Annotated in this window: 12 protein-coding genes; all 12 read right to left on the bottom strand. The window is 38.4% G+C overall.

All coding sequences use genetic code 11. From position 1 onward, the window contains the following. Window positions 1-136: 136 nt before the first annotated feature. The 12 genes from ACSLUO_RS06150 to secD all read right to left on the bottom strand — a co-directional run bounded on the left by ACSLUO_RS06150 (window position 137) and on the right by secD (window position 16,542). Window positions 137-1,450, bottom strand: coding sequence for a tetratricopeptide repeat protein (locus ACSLUO_RS06150; protein WP_448247124.1), 1,314 nt, complete (start codon window positions 1,448-1,450; stop codon window positions 137-139). Window positions 1,451-1,510: 60 nt separating this feature from the next. Continuing rightward, window positions 1,511-2,131 (bottom strand): energy transducer TonB, encoded by a 621-nt coding sequence (locus ACSLUO_RS06145; RefSeq protein ID WP_448247122.1) that lies wholly within the window; start codon window positions 2,129-2,131, stop codon window positions 1,511-1,513. 21 nt (window positions 2,132-2,152) lie between these two features. Then, window positions 2,153-2,566, bottom strand: coding sequence for an ExbD/TolR family protein (locus ACSLUO_RS06140; protein WP_448247121.1), 414 nt, complete (start codon window positions 2,564-2,566; stop codon window positions 2,153-2,155). A gap of 32 nt (window positions 2,567-2,598) precedes the next feature. Further along, window positions 2,599-3,126: a MotA/TolQ/ExbB proton channel family protein gene (locus ACSLUO_RS06135; RefSeq protein ID WP_448247119.1), complete on the bottom strand. Its 528-nt coding sequence runs from the start codon at window positions 3,124-3,126 to the stop codon at window positions 2,599-2,601. A gap of 3 nt (window positions 3,127-3,129) precedes the next feature. Further along, on the bottom strand, window positions 3,130-4,494 hold the full coding sequence (locus ACSLUO_RS06130; RefSeq protein ID WP_448247117.1) for a MotA/TolQ/ExbB proton channel family protein: 1,365 nt from the start codon (window positions 4,492-4,494) through the stop codon (window positions 3,130-3,132). A gap of 13 nt (window positions 4,495-4,507) precedes the next feature. After that, complete coding sequence (locus ACSLUO_RS06125; protein WP_448247115.1) at window positions 4,508-5,284, bottom strand: DUF3450 domain-containing protein; 777 nt, start codon at window positions 5,282-5,284, stop codon at window positions 4,508-4,510. Window positions 5,285-5,525: 241 nt separating this feature from the next. Beyond that, window positions 5,526-6,425, bottom strand: coding sequence for a hypothetical protein (locus ACSLUO_RS06120; RefSeq protein ID WP_448247113.1), 900 nt, complete (start codon window positions 6,423-6,425; stop codon window positions 5,526-5,528). A gap of 181 nt (window positions 6,426-6,606) precedes the next feature. Next, complete coding sequence (locus ACSLUO_RS06115; RefSeq protein ID WP_448247111.1) at window positions 6,607-9,258, bottom strand: TonB-dependent receptor domain-containing protein; 2,652 nt, start codon at window positions 9,256-9,258, stop codon at window positions 6,607-6,609. A 158-nt stretch (window positions 9,259-9,416) separates the two neighbouring features. Continuing rightward, a complete protein-coding gene (locus ACSLUO_RS06110; protein ID WP_448247109.1) occupies window positions 9,417-12,305 on the bottom strand; it encodes a beta-helix domain-containing protein in 2,889 nt (962 codons plus the stop codon). A 318-nt stretch (window positions 12,306-12,623) separates the two neighbouring features. Next, window positions 12,624-13,547, bottom strand: a complete 924-nt coding sequence (locus tag ACSLUO_RS06105) for an SRPBCC family protein (RefSeq protein ID WP_448247108.1) — start codon at window positions 13,545-13,547, stop codon at window positions 12,624-12,626. A gap of 175 nt (window positions 13,548-13,722) precedes the next feature. Next, on the bottom strand, window positions 13,723-14,670 hold the full coding sequence (gene secF / locus ACSLUO_RS06100; protein ID WP_448247106.1) for a protein translocase subunit SecF: 948 nt from the start codon (window positions 14,668-14,670) through the stop codon (window positions 13,723-13,725). 18 nt (window positions 14,671-14,688) lie between these two features. Beyond that, window positions 14,689-16,542, bottom strand: coding sequence for a protein translocase subunit SecD (secD, locus tag ACSLUO_RS06095; RefSeq protein WP_448247104.1), 1,854 nt, complete (start codon window positions 16,540-16,542; stop codon window positions 14,689-14,691). Window positions 16,543-16,738: the final 196 nt, after the last annotated feature.

Raw genomic sequence — 16,738 nt, 5'->3', positions numbered from 1 at the left:
CTATTTAACAAAGCTTTTCTTAACATAGCTATTCATTGCCTGCTCACCAATGCTACTTTTATCAAAACCAAAAAAGGGGGCATACTATGCCCCCTGTTGTTACCGCTGTAGTTTCGAGAAAAACTCGTAAGCTTAGCTACTGATTTATTAATGCCAGCTGCTGTTGATAACCTTGCTCTTTGGTCACATAAGCTGTCCACTGCTTTGCCGTTTTTGCCGTATCAGGTACTTCTTGGGCGCTATTAAAAGCAATTAACGAGTCATCAAATTTTTTCAAATTAAAGTTAGCCATGCCTAATACTAAAAACATATTACCAGTGTTTTCTAACTCACCACGAGCAAGGGCTTTTTTTGCTGAGTCGATAGCTAATTGCCACTTTTCCAAGTTTAAATAACTTTGAGCAAGTTGAGCATCAAACTTACCTGTTTCGGCAATTTCAGCCGCTTGTATTAATACTGGGATCGCTTTTTCATCTTCTTTTGCCAACATATACGCTTGCGCCATCAGCTCTAAACGTTTTTCATCAGCAACAACAATACCCTTAGCAATAGTCTCATCTAACAAGGCCGCGGCTTTATACGGTAATTGATTGAATAGATAAAGCTGAGCTAACATAACAATGTCACTTTCTTTTGTTACATAACCAGCTTGCCAAGCGGTTTCCATAGCACCAAGTTGTTTAGCTTCTTGCCCTATTTCGCCGTACATACCCGCAAGTTGTAACCAATAAGCTGGCTTTTCATAATATTTAACCAACTGCTCCATAACTTCGGTTACTTTTTCAGGTTGTTTTAGCTCGTAGTATGCCGCTCGTTGTAAAATTAACCATTGTTCTTTAGCAATACCACCTTCGGCTTGTTCCAGAGCTACCGCTTCGTTAACGTGTTTTAATGCATGATCAAAGTTTTTATCTTGATAATATACTTGTGCAAAAACAATATGCTGACTGGCCGTTAACTCTTTAGTGTTAGATGCTTGCCACTGTTGCAAAAACTTCAACGCTTTAGCGTAGTCTTGTTGTTGCATAGCCAACTGCGCTAACGAATAGGTTGTTGATAAATACAATGACTCAGGAATAGCTTCTTGGGCAATCACTTGTTCAAAGCTATCAATGGCATTGGCCAACTCATCATTAGCGTAATACATAAAACCATAAAAATTATATAACATGGCCTGTTCATAGCTATTTAGTTGGTCAATGCGATCTTTAACTTCATCAAGCACTTCAAAACCAGCAATTTTATCACCTTCATCTGATAATTTTTGTGCCCGTGCTAATTGAGCATAAACTCGATTACGCATCGCAGGCACTTTTTTTGAACTGCGCTGTTTAGACGCTTCTTCAGCATAAGCAACCGCACTAAAAGGTGTTGCCACTATGCCAGGTAATACGGTGAGTACACTGGCGAGTGATAAAGCAATAACCGCTTTTGGTAGACGATTAATCATGTTTTTCTCCAAATCTTTTATCTAAAGGTTAACTTGCTGACCAAGTTATTAATGAACAAATTAACCGTCAATCTCAAATGATATTTTATTTTGCACGCCCGCCACTTCCATAGGCTCACCGTCAACAACTCGTGGCTTATATTTAAACTTTAAAGCGGCATCAAGCGCGGCTCGATCAAAAATACTTTCAGGATTAGCTTCAACCACCACAGGGTCAACAACCGCTCCCGTTTTTGAAACGGTAAATTCAACAATCACATACCCTTCTATACCACGTGATTGCGCACGTCGTGGGTAAATAGGTGCAACTTTAACAATAGGTAAATATTCACCATCACTACTACCTAAACTTAAACCACCAGTTAACCCAGTATCCGCTTGAATGTCAGCTGAAAAACTGGTTGAAGCCGCATTAACATTAGGGTTACTGTTGCTCATTTGTGGCTGCTGCATTGGCGGCGGCGGTGTTTGTGGTTTTGGTGGCTTTTGTGGTTTACGCTCTTTTTTGGCAACCGTTTCTTCTTTCTTTAAACGAATAAAGTCTAAAACGTTGCCTTTAGGTGCTTCCGATAACGCTTCATTACCACCAGCAATTAACGTTTGCATACCCCATAACAAGGCAATAGTCATGGCAACTGCCAAACCTATTGCTACTAAATATCGGTTAACTGCATGTTTCATTTATTTAACCTCACAAAAGTCTTAAGCATCATCAGCGGCAATTGAAACATCAAACACGCCCGCAGCTCGAGCTGAATCCATTACTTTAATTAAGACATCGGTAGTCGCTTTTTTATCAGCTTGAATTACCACAGTACCTTGTGGGTTTTCAGCTTTTAAACGTTCAATATTTGCTTGTACTGTTCGCACATCAACTTTACGTTTATTGATCCAGATTTCACCTTTGTCACTGATCGCCACTAAAATATTAGCGCGTTCTTTTTTTACGGCAGTAGCCGCTTCTGGACGATTAACTTCAATACCCGCTTCTTTCACGAATGAGGCAGTAACAATAAAGAAGATCAATAAGATAAAAACAACATCCAACATCGGAGTCATATTAATTTCTTCTGCTTCTTCTTGCTCTTGCAATACTTTTGATAATTGCGATCTCATGTTTAACCCTTAACTTTGTTAAGTGATAAGCGCTAGTGGCTCATCACTAATTTATCTTCTAATAATTCAGTTTGGCGTTTAGCATTACGCTGGAACCAAGTCACCATAAATACTCCAGATAACGAGCCAACCATGCCCGCCATTGTTGGAATAGTGGCACGAGATACCCCTGAAGCCATTGAGCGAGCATTACCGCTACCTGAAATTGCCATCACATCAAATACTTCGATCATACCGGTTACTGTGCCCATTAAACCTAATAGCGGGCATAACACCACTAAGCTTTGAATAAGCGCAATATTCTGATTTAATTGCGCTGAACCACGTGATACCAAAGCTTCACGAATATGGATGGCATTCCATGAGCTACGCTCTTCGCGATTAAACCAAGTGTCTAAAGTTGCTTTTCTGATTTGACGATAGCCAAATAAAATAAACGCCATACGTTCGAAAATTAATAACCACATTAAGCCGATAACCAAGGCGATGACGGTCAACACTTGACCGCCAGTGTCCATAAACTCACGAATAGCATTCATCATTTCGATGAACCAGATCATGGTTTATGCTCCTTTTTCAGAACGCTCAGCAACAATACCAGCACTTTGTTGTTGCAGAATATTGATAATGCTGCGGCTACGCGTATTTAACATGGTTGAAATGAATACCATCGGAATGGCTACCACTAAGCCTAATACGGTAGTAACAAGTGCTTGTGAAATACCGCCAGCCATTAATTTAGGGTCACCAGTACCAAACAAGGTGATTGCTTGGAAGGTATTGATCATACCGGTTACCGTACCTAATAAACCAATTAGAGGGGCAACAACCGAGATAATTTTGATCATGGTTAAACGTGAAGTTAATTTAGGTACTTCTCGTAAAATTGATTCAGATAACTTCAATTCTAGAGTTTCTGTATCAGCATCAGGGTGCTTTTCTTTTACTAATAACACACGACCAAGTGGGTTATTTTTTGAAGCGGTATCAGATTTTAATTGACGGTTAACTTTCGCACCAATTAAGTACAGTGAAACAAAACGTTCAGCCGCAATTAATAAACCAACTAAACCAATAGCTAAAATAATGTAGCCAACAGTACCACCTTGATCAACACGCTCTTGTGTATCAGGTGCTTGCACTAATAAACTTAAAATTGAACCGCCTGTTGGGTCTAAAGCAAAAGCAATTTGCCCACTGTTGGTTTTAGTCAATGTTGCCGCTGTATCTAAGTATCGACCTGAAGGTTGACGAATTAACTCAGCAATACTATTGGTGTCGCTGATGTACTCTAAATACTTATTGTTAGCCACTAAGTTAAAATTACCTACACGGGTGACTTCAGCTTGCGCTTTTTTACCATCAGCTAACACAATTTCAGTATTAAATTTAGTTACTTTCGCGCTTTCGGTCATTTCACGTTGTAGCTCAAACCAAATTTTTTCAATTTCTTCAATTGAAGCTAACTTTGACGTAGAGCCCATTGATTGAGCAAATTCATCTAAAAACTCACCTCGGCCTGGAATTTGCGCTGAAATAACTGAATTTTCAAACTTTGATTTAGTATCGCCAGCTACCTGTTGTAACACACCAAATAATTCTTTTAACTCACCTAAACGTTTGTTTAAGGCATCAGTTTTATTACCTAAGGCGATTTCATTTTCTTGGAAGCTGTTTTCCAATTGAGTACTTAACGCAATTTGTTGATCGCGAGTAGCAAAGGCATTTTTTAATAATTGCTCTTGCTCATTTTTACGAGCAATAAAGTCAGCTTCACGGGCTTTATTTTGCTCTGTTTGAGCCAACTGACCATTGGCCAATTTTGATAATAGCTCGTCTAAGTTAGCCGCTTTATTTTCAGCAGCAAATGAAGTGGCAGCTACTAAACTTAAACCTGCGGCAAATAATGTTGAGAGTGATAATTTCATGATGGTTTCCTACTTATTCGCTAGCATCAGTTACATTTAATGGCACAACCACTAAATCAGGGGCAAGTTGCTTACGTGCAATACGCAAACCTTTGTTGATATCGGTGCGGTAGCTTGCTGGTAAAGCCGCCCACGCTTTAGTTTTGGTATCCCATAACCCCATTTTTGAACCATCACGAGTTTGATAGATAAAGCTGACACGACCAATGCGTAAAAAATCAACATTTTGCTCGCTGCCATCAATGGTTAATAATCCTGTGTAGGCTTCAATAGTACGGCCATAATCAACTTCTACCTGGTAAGCTTCTAACACACGGCGGAATTTTTCAGAAACCGCAATATCAGCTCGCTCTAACATTGATTTTAAATTAGCAATTCGATTACTACGCTCTTCAGCTAAAAAAGGGACATCTAAAGCAACAAACTCTTCTAATGTATCAATCATGCGTGACATTAATGGTGAAATTTGACGCTCAATAATGCTCACTTGCTCCATTGAATTAGCTAACGCATCTAACTCACTAAGCTGATTATCAAGCTGCTTTTGCATTTGGTTGTTATATACCGCTAAACCATCAATTTCTTTATTAACCGTTTTAAATTGTTGGATTTTGCTAACGATTTGATCGTTGATGCTATCAATCTTTTTTTGTGATTTTTCTGCCGATTGATTAATTTTTTCGCCGGCTTTGACCACATCATCTAATTGCGTATTTTGTGCAAAAGAAGACAGTGATACTGCACTTGCGCTGCATAACAACGTAAGACAAGCGAGTTTTGACAAATTCATATGGTTACCCTTTTAACTTAAGCCAATAAAGGTGCTTAAAGTGAGACTATAACTAGCGCACTTAAAATTGCGCTAATTAGCTAAATTTATGACGTGAATTTTAAAGGGGAAATGTGACAATCAGGTTTAATAAATATTGCAGATTTATTAAATGACAGTATTGTTAAGAAAATCTTACAGTTAGCATTAAAAGTTCATAAAATCTCCATAAAAGAAACATAAAAGCTTCATTTAAAGTTATTTATAAATGATGTTTATTAACTATTGCCAAGTATTGAATTTCTAATCCAATTTCTTTGAATACGGCTGGTACTTGTTCATTATAGTTATCACTAATAAAATGGCGGAGCACTTTACCACCTTGTGTTTCAGCCGATAATTTAAAATCTGCTACTACCATAGGGTTCGCCTGCTCTTTTGATAACCCTGTTTTTTGATAGTTAATTTCATTGTATTGAATAAATTCAGTTATAGGTATAAAAACGTGATACCAAGCATCAAGCTGGCTGTTAACGTTTAAAGTCAGAAAATATTCCGCATTAAACCTTGGGCTTTGTGCTTTTTCAGCACTTCTTAATGACAACGACAAATGCACGTTGCCATCATCTAATCTAGCTAACTGCTCATTATCAAGCCAAGGCTGATAAATTTTAGCCAGTTGTTGAAGATCAGGTAAGTGACTTCGCTCTCGGTTTATTCTTAAAACCAATTCAATACCTGCAACACCTCCATAGACCAATTGAGGGAACTTTGCGGTAATCCCATTAGCATGTTGATGATGCCAATTATGGTATTTTTTGATCAAAGTTACCGAAAAAGGATAATTCACTGATTGGTGCGTAGAGCTTACTTGATAAAACTCATGAGGAAAACTTAACCTGGTGAACTCATTTGGATAGCTTGGCACATGATTCCAACCGGTTAATAAGTTAACCTCTCGATTAAAAAGCACCTGAGCATCAGCCATTAACGCCGTATTCTGATATGGGCTAACCAGCAAATGTTCTGCGCTTGGCTTAGCTTGTTGAGCAGGTGATAATATTGTATTGTCTGAACTACAGCCACTTAACAAAACCGTAAATAAAGTAGTTATCAAATAAAAACAGCTGAGCAAATGTTTAATATTAATGTGTTTTTTCATATAACAATTCCTTGTCTTTATCATTTTTATTATCAAGTTAAAACATCAGCTTCTTATCGTTTAAGTTATATCATAATCAGTAGATAAATAAGCCTTTTTTAAAAAACAGTAAAAACAAAAAAGCCGATAATCACTATCGGCTTTTGTTTAACGTTTAACGTTTAACTAGATATTTAATTTATTATTCAAAATTCCATTTATAAGAAATATCAAACCCTATACCTTTGGTTTCACTTTTTACTAAGGTATTTTCAAACTCTAACTCTTTTTGTTCATCTAATATATTTTGTACTTTAAACTTCAAAGTTGAAGAATAAGACGGATAATATGTATAGATAAGATCTAACGAGTGAAATGGCTGTTCATATGCATCATCACGGCCTTCAATACCCGGTAAAATAATGCGGTCACCAAAAATGTTATAAGCTAAAGTCGCTGAATGATTGCCATTTGGTGCATCGTAACCTAGGTTTAAGTTGATCACATATTCTGAATGCCCTGTCATTCTGCGCGTGGTGTTTGTAATCGACGTTGAAACGCCAGTTTGTTGCTCAACACGCACCGGATCAATATTGATTTCAGAATCACTTAGTGTCACGTTACCCGATAAATAAAAGTCTTCGCCAACATCTTGTAAAAACTCAACTTCAATACCGTAAACTTCACCGTCATCCGCATTAGCTATACGAATAAGCGCAGGTCCATCTTGCGCAGGTGACTGTACTGCTTCAATTGGGTTAATCATATCTTTGTAAAACAAACCAACAGATAGATTTTCACCACTTGCCATATACCATTCCCAACGAACATCGTAGTTTTTAATCGAAGTACTAACAATGCCCGGTGTACCACCAACTGGATTACCCGTTAATGGGTCAATATAAGTGGCCGGCGCAACTTCTCGGATATCAGGACGAACGGTAGTTTCGCCATAAGAGAAACGATATTGCATTTCTTCACTTGCCACATATGTTAATGCAAGTGATGAATAGTAGTCGTCATCTTGGAAAGTTAATGCCGCTAAGTCATCTGTGGTTGGTTGTGCTGGAATATCAAACTTGCCTGTCGCTGGGTCTAAAGGTGCAACTACTTGTCTGAAATCTTCCCAACGAACACCACCACTGATACGCCACGTGTTATCAATGAAAACATCCACTTCACCATAATAAGCATCAATTTTTTGGCCCGACATATAATCATCGCCATCCACTGAAGTATCACGAATAATATTAGCGGTGTTGTTTAATGAATAAGTTAATAACTTATCATCGGTTAAAATATCATTAAATTGATGACCTTGAAGATCGGCGTTATTAAAACCTAAAGTGTTCCAGTCAATTCTTCTAGCAAATGCATCGCGAGATTTAGTTACAAAATTACCACCCGCTTTTAACTCCACTTCCATATTCGAAAATGATAAAGGTAATGACAGGTTATAACCGTAATTTTCAACTTCGTCATTTAAATCTTGGAAGGTATAACGAGAAGCTGTTTGCGCACGACGTAATGAACTCTCATTTATTAAGTCAAAAATGCCATTTTCATCTTCATCAACAATAATATAACGAGTTGAAACATTGCCTGGTGCATAGCGATTTGAACGTGAATCTGAATATTTCCAATCAAGTCCTAAATAACCTAATTCAGGAAAGTTATGCGTACCTAAAATTTGATTAGCAATTAATTCTCGCTCTTCGTAAGTTACTTCACTGTCACGTAAACGCTGTCCGTCAGCAATAGTTACGTTGTTTGAATTACCCACTTTTTCGGTTATTTCATCAACCGTGTCACGTAAAAGTACCGAAGTAAAATCTAACCTATGGTTGCGATCGTACTCAACCCCAAGGTTTAACATACCTGACCATTTTACCGAATGCTCAGTACTGTTCACTTGGTCAAAACCACGAACCAGCTTCCATTCACCGCCTTCAGACTCTTGACGAAAATCTTGTCCTTCATAACCTTCGCTATTTTGCCATTCATTGTCGTACGAAAGCGAAGTTAAAAAGCCAAACTTAAAGTCGCCTGACTCAAACTTATTACCTAAGGTAAAGTCAACGCCCATATCAGGTTGGATGCTTTCTTTAACCGAGTCGTAGTCACGATATAAATCGGCAGCAATTACACGGTTATCAGCTTGTGATAATTCATTTAATGGCTGGTAATTAGCCCATAAGTTTTGTAACGCTTGCGGTGCTGCACGCGTGCCATCATCTTGGCCACGCCAGTCATCACCACCGCCGTTATAAGTTAAGCCGTCGTCAAAGTTATCCGTGTTGCCGCCAATATTTGCTTGCATACTAAAGAGAAAATCACTTGGGATAGTTTTTAATCTGATATCAACGTTACCACCACCAAAATGCGCAGGCATTGATGGTGAGTATGATTTTTGCACTGATAGCGATTCAATGATCGGTGCAGGGAATAAATCTAAAGGTATAACCGTACGAGTAGGATCTGGGCTTGGTACGGAAGCACCATTAAGTTGTGTACTTGAATAACGTTCACCTAAACCACGCACGTAAATAAATTTACCATCAACCAAGGTTAAGCCAGTAACACGTCGAAGCGCCGCTGCGGCATCACTATCACCGGTGCGGCCTATTTGCTCAGCACCTAAAATATCAGCAACAAACGCTTGGTTTTTACGTTCTTCCATTACAGCACTTGCTGTGCCTTTTAAGCGGCTGGCTTTTACGACCACTTCTTCAATTGCGCTGTCTTCATCTGCGGCAGCGTCTTCTGCTTCTGCGCTATAAGCTACGCTTGAAAAGCTAGCTAAAATCGCAACAGCTAAGCTAGTTAAGCTAAAACTGTAAGTGTTATTTTTCATCTTTAACCTCAAAGGGTGGTTAATCATTGGATGATACTTCTGTCCTTTCAAAACGTGTAATTCAGTTAGAAAGGGATTTTTAAATATTTAGGGGCTATTGCCGAGTGGAAAATATAAGCCATCATCGCTTTTGCAATGATGGCTTTTGGTATTCGCTGTTAGTCGTTTAAACCAACCGCCCAGCCTGCTGTCCAGTCGTTATCAGCACTTACTGCACCAATGTGAGAAGCATTATCAAAAAATGCCGTTGAGCTGAAAACATATGGTGCTGTTGCATCAATAGTGAAGTAACCGTTAAGTACATCTGACATACCAGCAGCTGTTGAATTGTTGCTGTTGTCGTTTGTTACCCAAGAAGCTAAATCAAGTAAGGTTGTGTCATCTGATTTATCATCAGTACCTTGAGTTGCAGTCGCGTTTTTGAAGTTTTCTTCACAAGCAAACACTGAGTTAGTGATAACTGTGTCGCCAGCAATAGCTTGGTCAACGGTTGTTGATGATGTTTCACCACCTTCAATTTCAAAACATTCACCCATGCCAGCACTACCTGTTACCACAAAGTTATGTAACTGTGCTTTAGTGCCTTCACGTAAATAAATACCTTCAGAGTCTTTATCCGCTGTGTCAAAACCATTACCAATAATAGTCATGTTAGCAATCGTTGGGTTAGATTGTGGCTGTTTGTTAGGCGTTGAACCATCGTTATCCGCTTCAATCGCACGGTTAGCTTCACCGTCGTTATCAGCATGTTTAACTAAGATATATTGCATGTTACCGCGGTAACCATTATCCCAATCAACACTGTCGTCTTTGTTACCAGTTAATACTGCGTATTTAACATTTACTGTGCCACCGAAGAACTCGATACCATCATCAGCATTGTCATGTACTTGAATGTACTCAACAGTAGTACCTGAACCAACACCACCAAACGTAATACCGTTTAATTCGTTATCTGGGGCAATTTCATAACCTGCATGTTTAACAACAACATAACGAAGCGTACCTGAACTGTCGGTATCATTAGTGCCACCAAAGACACCACCAGCTTCTACACCTTCCACTTGAAGTGAACACTCACCTTCAGCTGGGCACTTATTAGAGCTTGCATTACCTAATAAAACAATTCCACCCCATTGACCTGAGCTTGTCGCTTCACCGGTAATATCTTGACTTGAAGTGAAAGTAATTGGCTTAGCTGCCGTACCTTCTGCTTCAATCATTGAATCACGGCTTATTACTAAATAGTCGTTACCTGAACGGCCATAAATAGTTGTTCCGGCTTCAATAGTTAATGTTGCAGAATCAGCTTTGTCATTACCAACAAATACGGCACCATTTAATGCGTAAATATTGTTAGCTGTTAATGTTAAATCCGAGGTAATACGGCCAGAAATTTCACACGTTGTTGTTGAACCATCTACTGCTGAAATAGAAGAAGTACCGGTAGGACAACCTTCAACTGCCGCTTGTGCAGTAACTTCACCGCCACCAAAGCCAAATGCCCAACCTTCACGCCAGTCATTTGTACCATCTAAAGCACCAACATAATCAACTGAATCAAACCATGCATCTAAAGTATTTGCTGGATCTTGACCTGCACCTAATAATGGTGAAGTCGCATCAGGAATACCTGTGCTGCCGATTAATGGCGAAGTAGTTACACTGTTAGTCGCTTCAGCTGTAAACCAAGTTTCTAGGTCAAGTGCAACAGTGTCATCAGACTTATCATCCGTTCCTTGAGTAAAAACTGAATCTTTAAAGTTTTCACCATTGCTACAAGCCATGATAGTGTTTTGCATGATGATTTTGCCAGATGTTGCATTATCAACAGTAACCGACGCAGTTGAACCACCTTCAAACTCTAAACATTCGCCCATTTCAGCAGGGCCTGTAATAAGTGTATTAACGATAGTTGCCGCAGTACCTTCACGTAAATAAATACCTTCAGAGTCTTTATCTGCAGTATCAAAGTTGTTACCGATAATGGTCATGTTAGCAATCGTTGGATTTGATTGTGGCTCTTTGCCTGGATTTGAACCGTCGTTATCTGCTTCAATTGCACGGTTAGCTTCACCAGCATTTTTAGCATGTTCAATGTAAACATGTTGTAAGTTACCACGGAAACCGTTATCCCAATCAACACTGTCATCTTTGTTTGACGTTAATACTAAATGTTTTACGTTAACCGCACCGCCAAAAAATTCAACACCATCATCAGCATTTTCATGTACTTGGATGTAATCAACAGTAGTGCCAGAACCAACACCACCAAACGTAATACCGTTTAATTCGTTATCAGGGGCAATTTCATAACCAGCATATTTAACAACAACGTATTTTAAAACACCTGAGTTATCTTCCCAGTCAGTACCACCAAAAACAGCACCTTCAGCAGCGCCTTCAATTTGTAATGAACACTCACCTTCTGTTGGACATTTATTTGATGGTGCATTACCTAAAATAACTAAACCACCCCATTGGCCAGCACTCGTTGCTTCGCCTTTAACATCTTGTAATGAGGTAAAAATAATAGGTTGAGTTTTTGTACCTTCTGCCATGATTTTGGCATCGCGGTGAACAACAATATAGTCATTACCTGATTGACCAAAAATAACAGTACCTGGTTCAATAGTTAATGTTGGTGCGTCATCCGCAGCTTGTGTAGATGCTTGCAGAGAAGCAGTTGATGCATTGGCTGCTGTAGTAACTTCTAATGCGCCATTAATTGCATAAAAAATAGGGCTGCCAGTAGATGTTTTTGCTACTAAAGTTGTATCTTCAGTAATTTCACCATCAAGTGTTTGCACAACAACGTCAAAACCCATTTGAGCAGAAACCGTTGAGCTTAACTGGCTATTTGGCTTACCTGGTAATGTTTCAGTTACCGGTGTTGAACCACCATTGCCACCACTACCTTCGTTAATTGTTGTGGTATCACCAACAGAGTTATCGACGTTTGAAGAAAGGTTAATATCACCGCCACAACCGGCAAGTGCTAAAGCACTAACAACAGCGCTGGCTTTAAATAAATCTAAAATTTGCATGTTTGGTCTGCTCCGCAGAAAATAATTATTAAAGTAAAAAACGGAGCTATCTTAGAAGTTTTAAATGACAGAAATGTTTTAGAATTGTTGTGTTTTTGTTGCTGAAATATGTCATTTAGATGACACAGGCTAAAAAGTACAGGTTTTGAATCACTACTTTTTAGCGATTATTGCCCTGCACATAGCTAATGTTGAGCGATGTGCGCCTCCACTTACGATTAATATTAGTCTGAAATTTAAATATAAAAGTTAACTTTTTAAGAAATTAAAAAGTCGAATTTATGACAAGTTTAATTTAAATGACTTAAATTATTTACACTATTTACAGGCAAAAATCACTTCTGTCATTAATTCGTTGGCAGCAACCTCTCGGGGATTATTGTGGTATAACTCAAATGGTGGATAAGCTTTCGCTTGCTTGAATTTTTTCGCTCGTTGCAATCCCATGATCATCGACCAAGCATTACCTAAGTGATGATAACAGCCTGTATGCATCACAGAAAACACCTTCATTGTTGGTATTTCTCCTAACACAAAATGCTCAGGTATGTGTCCTGGCGAATCGTCAATAATAAGCCCTGCGGTGTAACTAACTTCGCCACTAATCAAATCAAACTTATGATAAATGGCACAGGCTTTTTTAATGACAATACTGGGATATTGCTCTGCAAAGCTCATTAAGCTTGCAAAATCTTCCGGCATCGTCTTAACCATCTCAGTACGAAGACACGATCGTTTAACCCCGAGATAGGTTGCGCCGGAGAATTCGGTTTTTCCTTGTATGCTCAACTGACAAGCAACAGTACCTGTTTCAAGATAGTCTTTTAACATTAGCAAACCACGCTCGTAATCCATTCCTATCAATGCTTGCATCATGTTTTTCATCCAAAACATGAAAAAAGGTAAGCTACTTTGCATTGCCCAAGTTACTTCAACCTCATCCCCTTGTTGAGATAAATAAAACTGTACTTGTGCGGTTGATTTCCATGGTTTAAAAAAGGTGAGATGTAAATTTAACGCTTGATTAGGCTCTGAAGATATTAATGCCATAGCGCCCTGGCCAACACGTTCTCCTTGCCATTGGTATGATTGTCCGTCAGCAGACACTGTCATTTCGGCTTTAGATTCAGTGATCAGCCAAGGTGACCAAATACGCCATTGGTTAAAATCACTTAATACGGCAAAGACGCTATCAGTAGTGCCTTTTATGCTAATGCTACGTTGTACATTAATACTGGGCATTACAAATCCTTTTGTTTTATTTTTTGGTATATTTCTTTGTAAGCGATAACGACTACTAAAGTCAAACACATTCAGCGCTTTAAGGCGATTAAACGTAGCGATCAAAAAAAGGCTGTTACTTTAAAAGTAAACAGCCTTTTTAAAAATAGATAAGGTCTATTTTTTAAGCTCGAGCTTAAGGCATCATCTCTTCTTGATCAGCGCCTTCTTTTTCGATCACTTCTGGTATTAAATCATCTCTTGAAATACCTAATGCTAAAGCAATAGAACTTGCAACATAAATTGATGAATACGTACCAACAAAAACACCAAATAATAATGCTGTTGCAAAACCATGAATTAACGCACCACCTTGGAAGAATAAGGCAGCAAGTACTAACAAGGTAGTAATTGAGGTAATAATGGTTCGGCTAAAAGTTTGTGTTAATGATTCATCAATAATATCTTCTGGCTCACCATCACGTATTTTACGGAAGTTTTCACGAATACGATCCGAGACCACAATAGTATCGTTAAGTGAATAACCAATTACCGCAAGAATGGCGGCAAGTACGGTTAAATCAAACTCTAAGCCTAAAAATGAGAATAAACCTAAGGTTAATAAAACATCATGAAAAAGTGCAAATACCGAGCCTAAGGCAAAGCGGTATTCAAAACGAAAAGCTACATACACTAAAATACAAATAAGTGCAGTTAACATCGCCAAACCACCTTGCTCAGCAAGTTCATCACCAACACTTGCACCAACAAACTCAATGCGGCGCATTTCAATATTTTGGCCAGTACCTTTTTGAAGTACATCAAGCACTTGGTTACCTAACATTTCTGCTTTAATGTCTTCACGAGTTGCTAAACGAATAACCACATCACGCGAACTACCGTATAACTGTACAACGGCATCATCAAAGGTATTTTCGTCTAATACTTGGCGAATTTGAGTAAGATCAGCGGCTTGTTCAAAGCCAACTTCTAATAAAGTACCACCGGTAAAATCTAAACCGAAGTTTAATTTATTGACCGCTAATGACGCTATTGACGCGATCATTAATACTGCGCTTAACACCATCGCAAATTTGCGATATTTCATGAAAGCGACTGTTTTAGTTAAATTTAAAATTTGCATTGTTTAAGTCACTCTTAATTAAATTGGAAGCTTTTCAAGGCGTCTTCCACCCCAAACTGCGTTAACAATGGCGCGTGTACCAACAATTGAGGTAAACATTGATGTTAAAATACCAATAGATAGGGTTACCGCAAAACCTTTGATCGGGCCTGTACCCACCGCAAACAAAATAAGCGCGGCAATTAACGTGGTAATGTTGGCATCTAAAATGGTTGAAAAGGCTGAGTCGTAACCTTGGTGAATCGCTTGTTGTACCGACTTACCTTTTTCACGTAACTCTTCACGAATACGCTCAAAAATAAGTACGTTGGCATCAACAGCCATACCTACCGTTAAAACTATACCTGCCATACCCGGTAAGGTTAAGGTAGCTCCAGGAATTAACGACATAACGCCAACAATTAATACTAAGTTAGATAATAATGCCATGTTAGCCACTAAGCCAAAGGCACGGTAATAAATCAGCATAAACATAAACACTAAACCAAAGCCCATTAAGATAGCTTGAAAGCCTAACTCTACGTTTTCTTTACCTAATGATGGACCAACGGCACGTTCTTCAACAATTTGAATTGGCGCCACTAAAGCACCTGCTCTTAGTAATAAAGCTAAGTTATGCGCTTCAGCCGGAGAATCAGAACCGGTAATTCTAAACTCTTTACCTAAACGTGCTTGAATAGTGGCAATAGAAATAATTTCTTCATGCTTTTCAAAAATGGTATTACCGTTAGCATCTTTTTTATTGGTTGGTTTATATTCAATAAATACTGAGGCCATTGGCTTACCAATGTTGCTTTTAGTGGCGTTTGAAAATTTAGTACCACCGGCAGAATCAAGTGAAATATTCACTTGTGAGCGACCATTTTCGTCAAAACTTGAACCCGCATCAACAATATGATCACCCGTTAACATAACACGCTTTTTAATTAACGATGGGCGACCATCACGCTCATATAATAATTGAGAACTTGCTGGTACGCGGCCATTTAATGCACTTGATAAATCGCCGTCTTGGTCAACCATTCTAAATTCAATAGTAGCGGTAGCGTTTAAAATTTCTTTCGCTTTTGATGTGTCTTGAATACCTGGTAACTCAATGACAATATGTTTTTGACCTTGACGTTGAACTAATGGCTCAGCAACACCAATTTCATTAACACGATTTCGAATAATGGTAATATTTTGCTGTAATGCGTATTCACGAGTTTCTTTTAATTTTTGCTCGGTCATTTTTGCATTAAGGGTTAATTTTTCTTCGTTTTCGGTGAACAATAAATCACGGTTTTGATCTGATAAAAAGCTTTCAGCGGCCGCTAAGTCTTCGACATTACGAAAAACAATATCAATACCGTCATCAGATGATTTTTTTACTGTTCGATAGCGAATTTTTTCACTGCGTAGGTTGGCACGAAAATCGTCGATTAAACTTTTTTCAGCTTTTGCAATCGCTTCCGACATGTTGACTTCCATTAAGAAGCTAACACCACCACTTAAATCTAAACCTAACTTCATTGGTGAACCACCAATACTTGCTAACCAATCAGGTGTTGCAGGCGTTAGATTAATAGCAACTGAATAACCGTCACCAATACTTTCGTCAATTAAGTCACGTGCTTTTAATTGTTGGTCGGTATCAGAAAAACGAATAAGCACTTGCCCTTCATCTAGCGCCATACTTAAATAGCTGATGTTTTTTTCATCTAATACTGATTTTACAGAATCTAGCGTTTGGGCACTTACTTCAACACCACGTAAACCAGAAATTTGTACCGCTGGATCTTCACCATACTTATTAGGTAAGGCGTATAAAGCACCAATGGCAACTATAAATAGCACCATCAATGTTTTCCATAATGGATATTTATTTAACACAATATCATCCTATTTCTATTGAGGTTTAAAGCAGCAAGTTATCCGCCTAAAACACTATTTTCTTCTTTGTATGCTGACAAAAGCATAGATAACGATAAAACACCTGATGAATTAATTTGACGAATAAGCGAACGACTAAGACGAATAAACTGCAGGATAAAACCTAATCATAAAAAATAATTAAGTTAACCATGCA

It is taken from the genome of Thalassotalea agariperforans (genome assembly GCF_053470345.1).
This window is presented reverse-complemented; position numbering and strand designations above follow the sequence as displayed.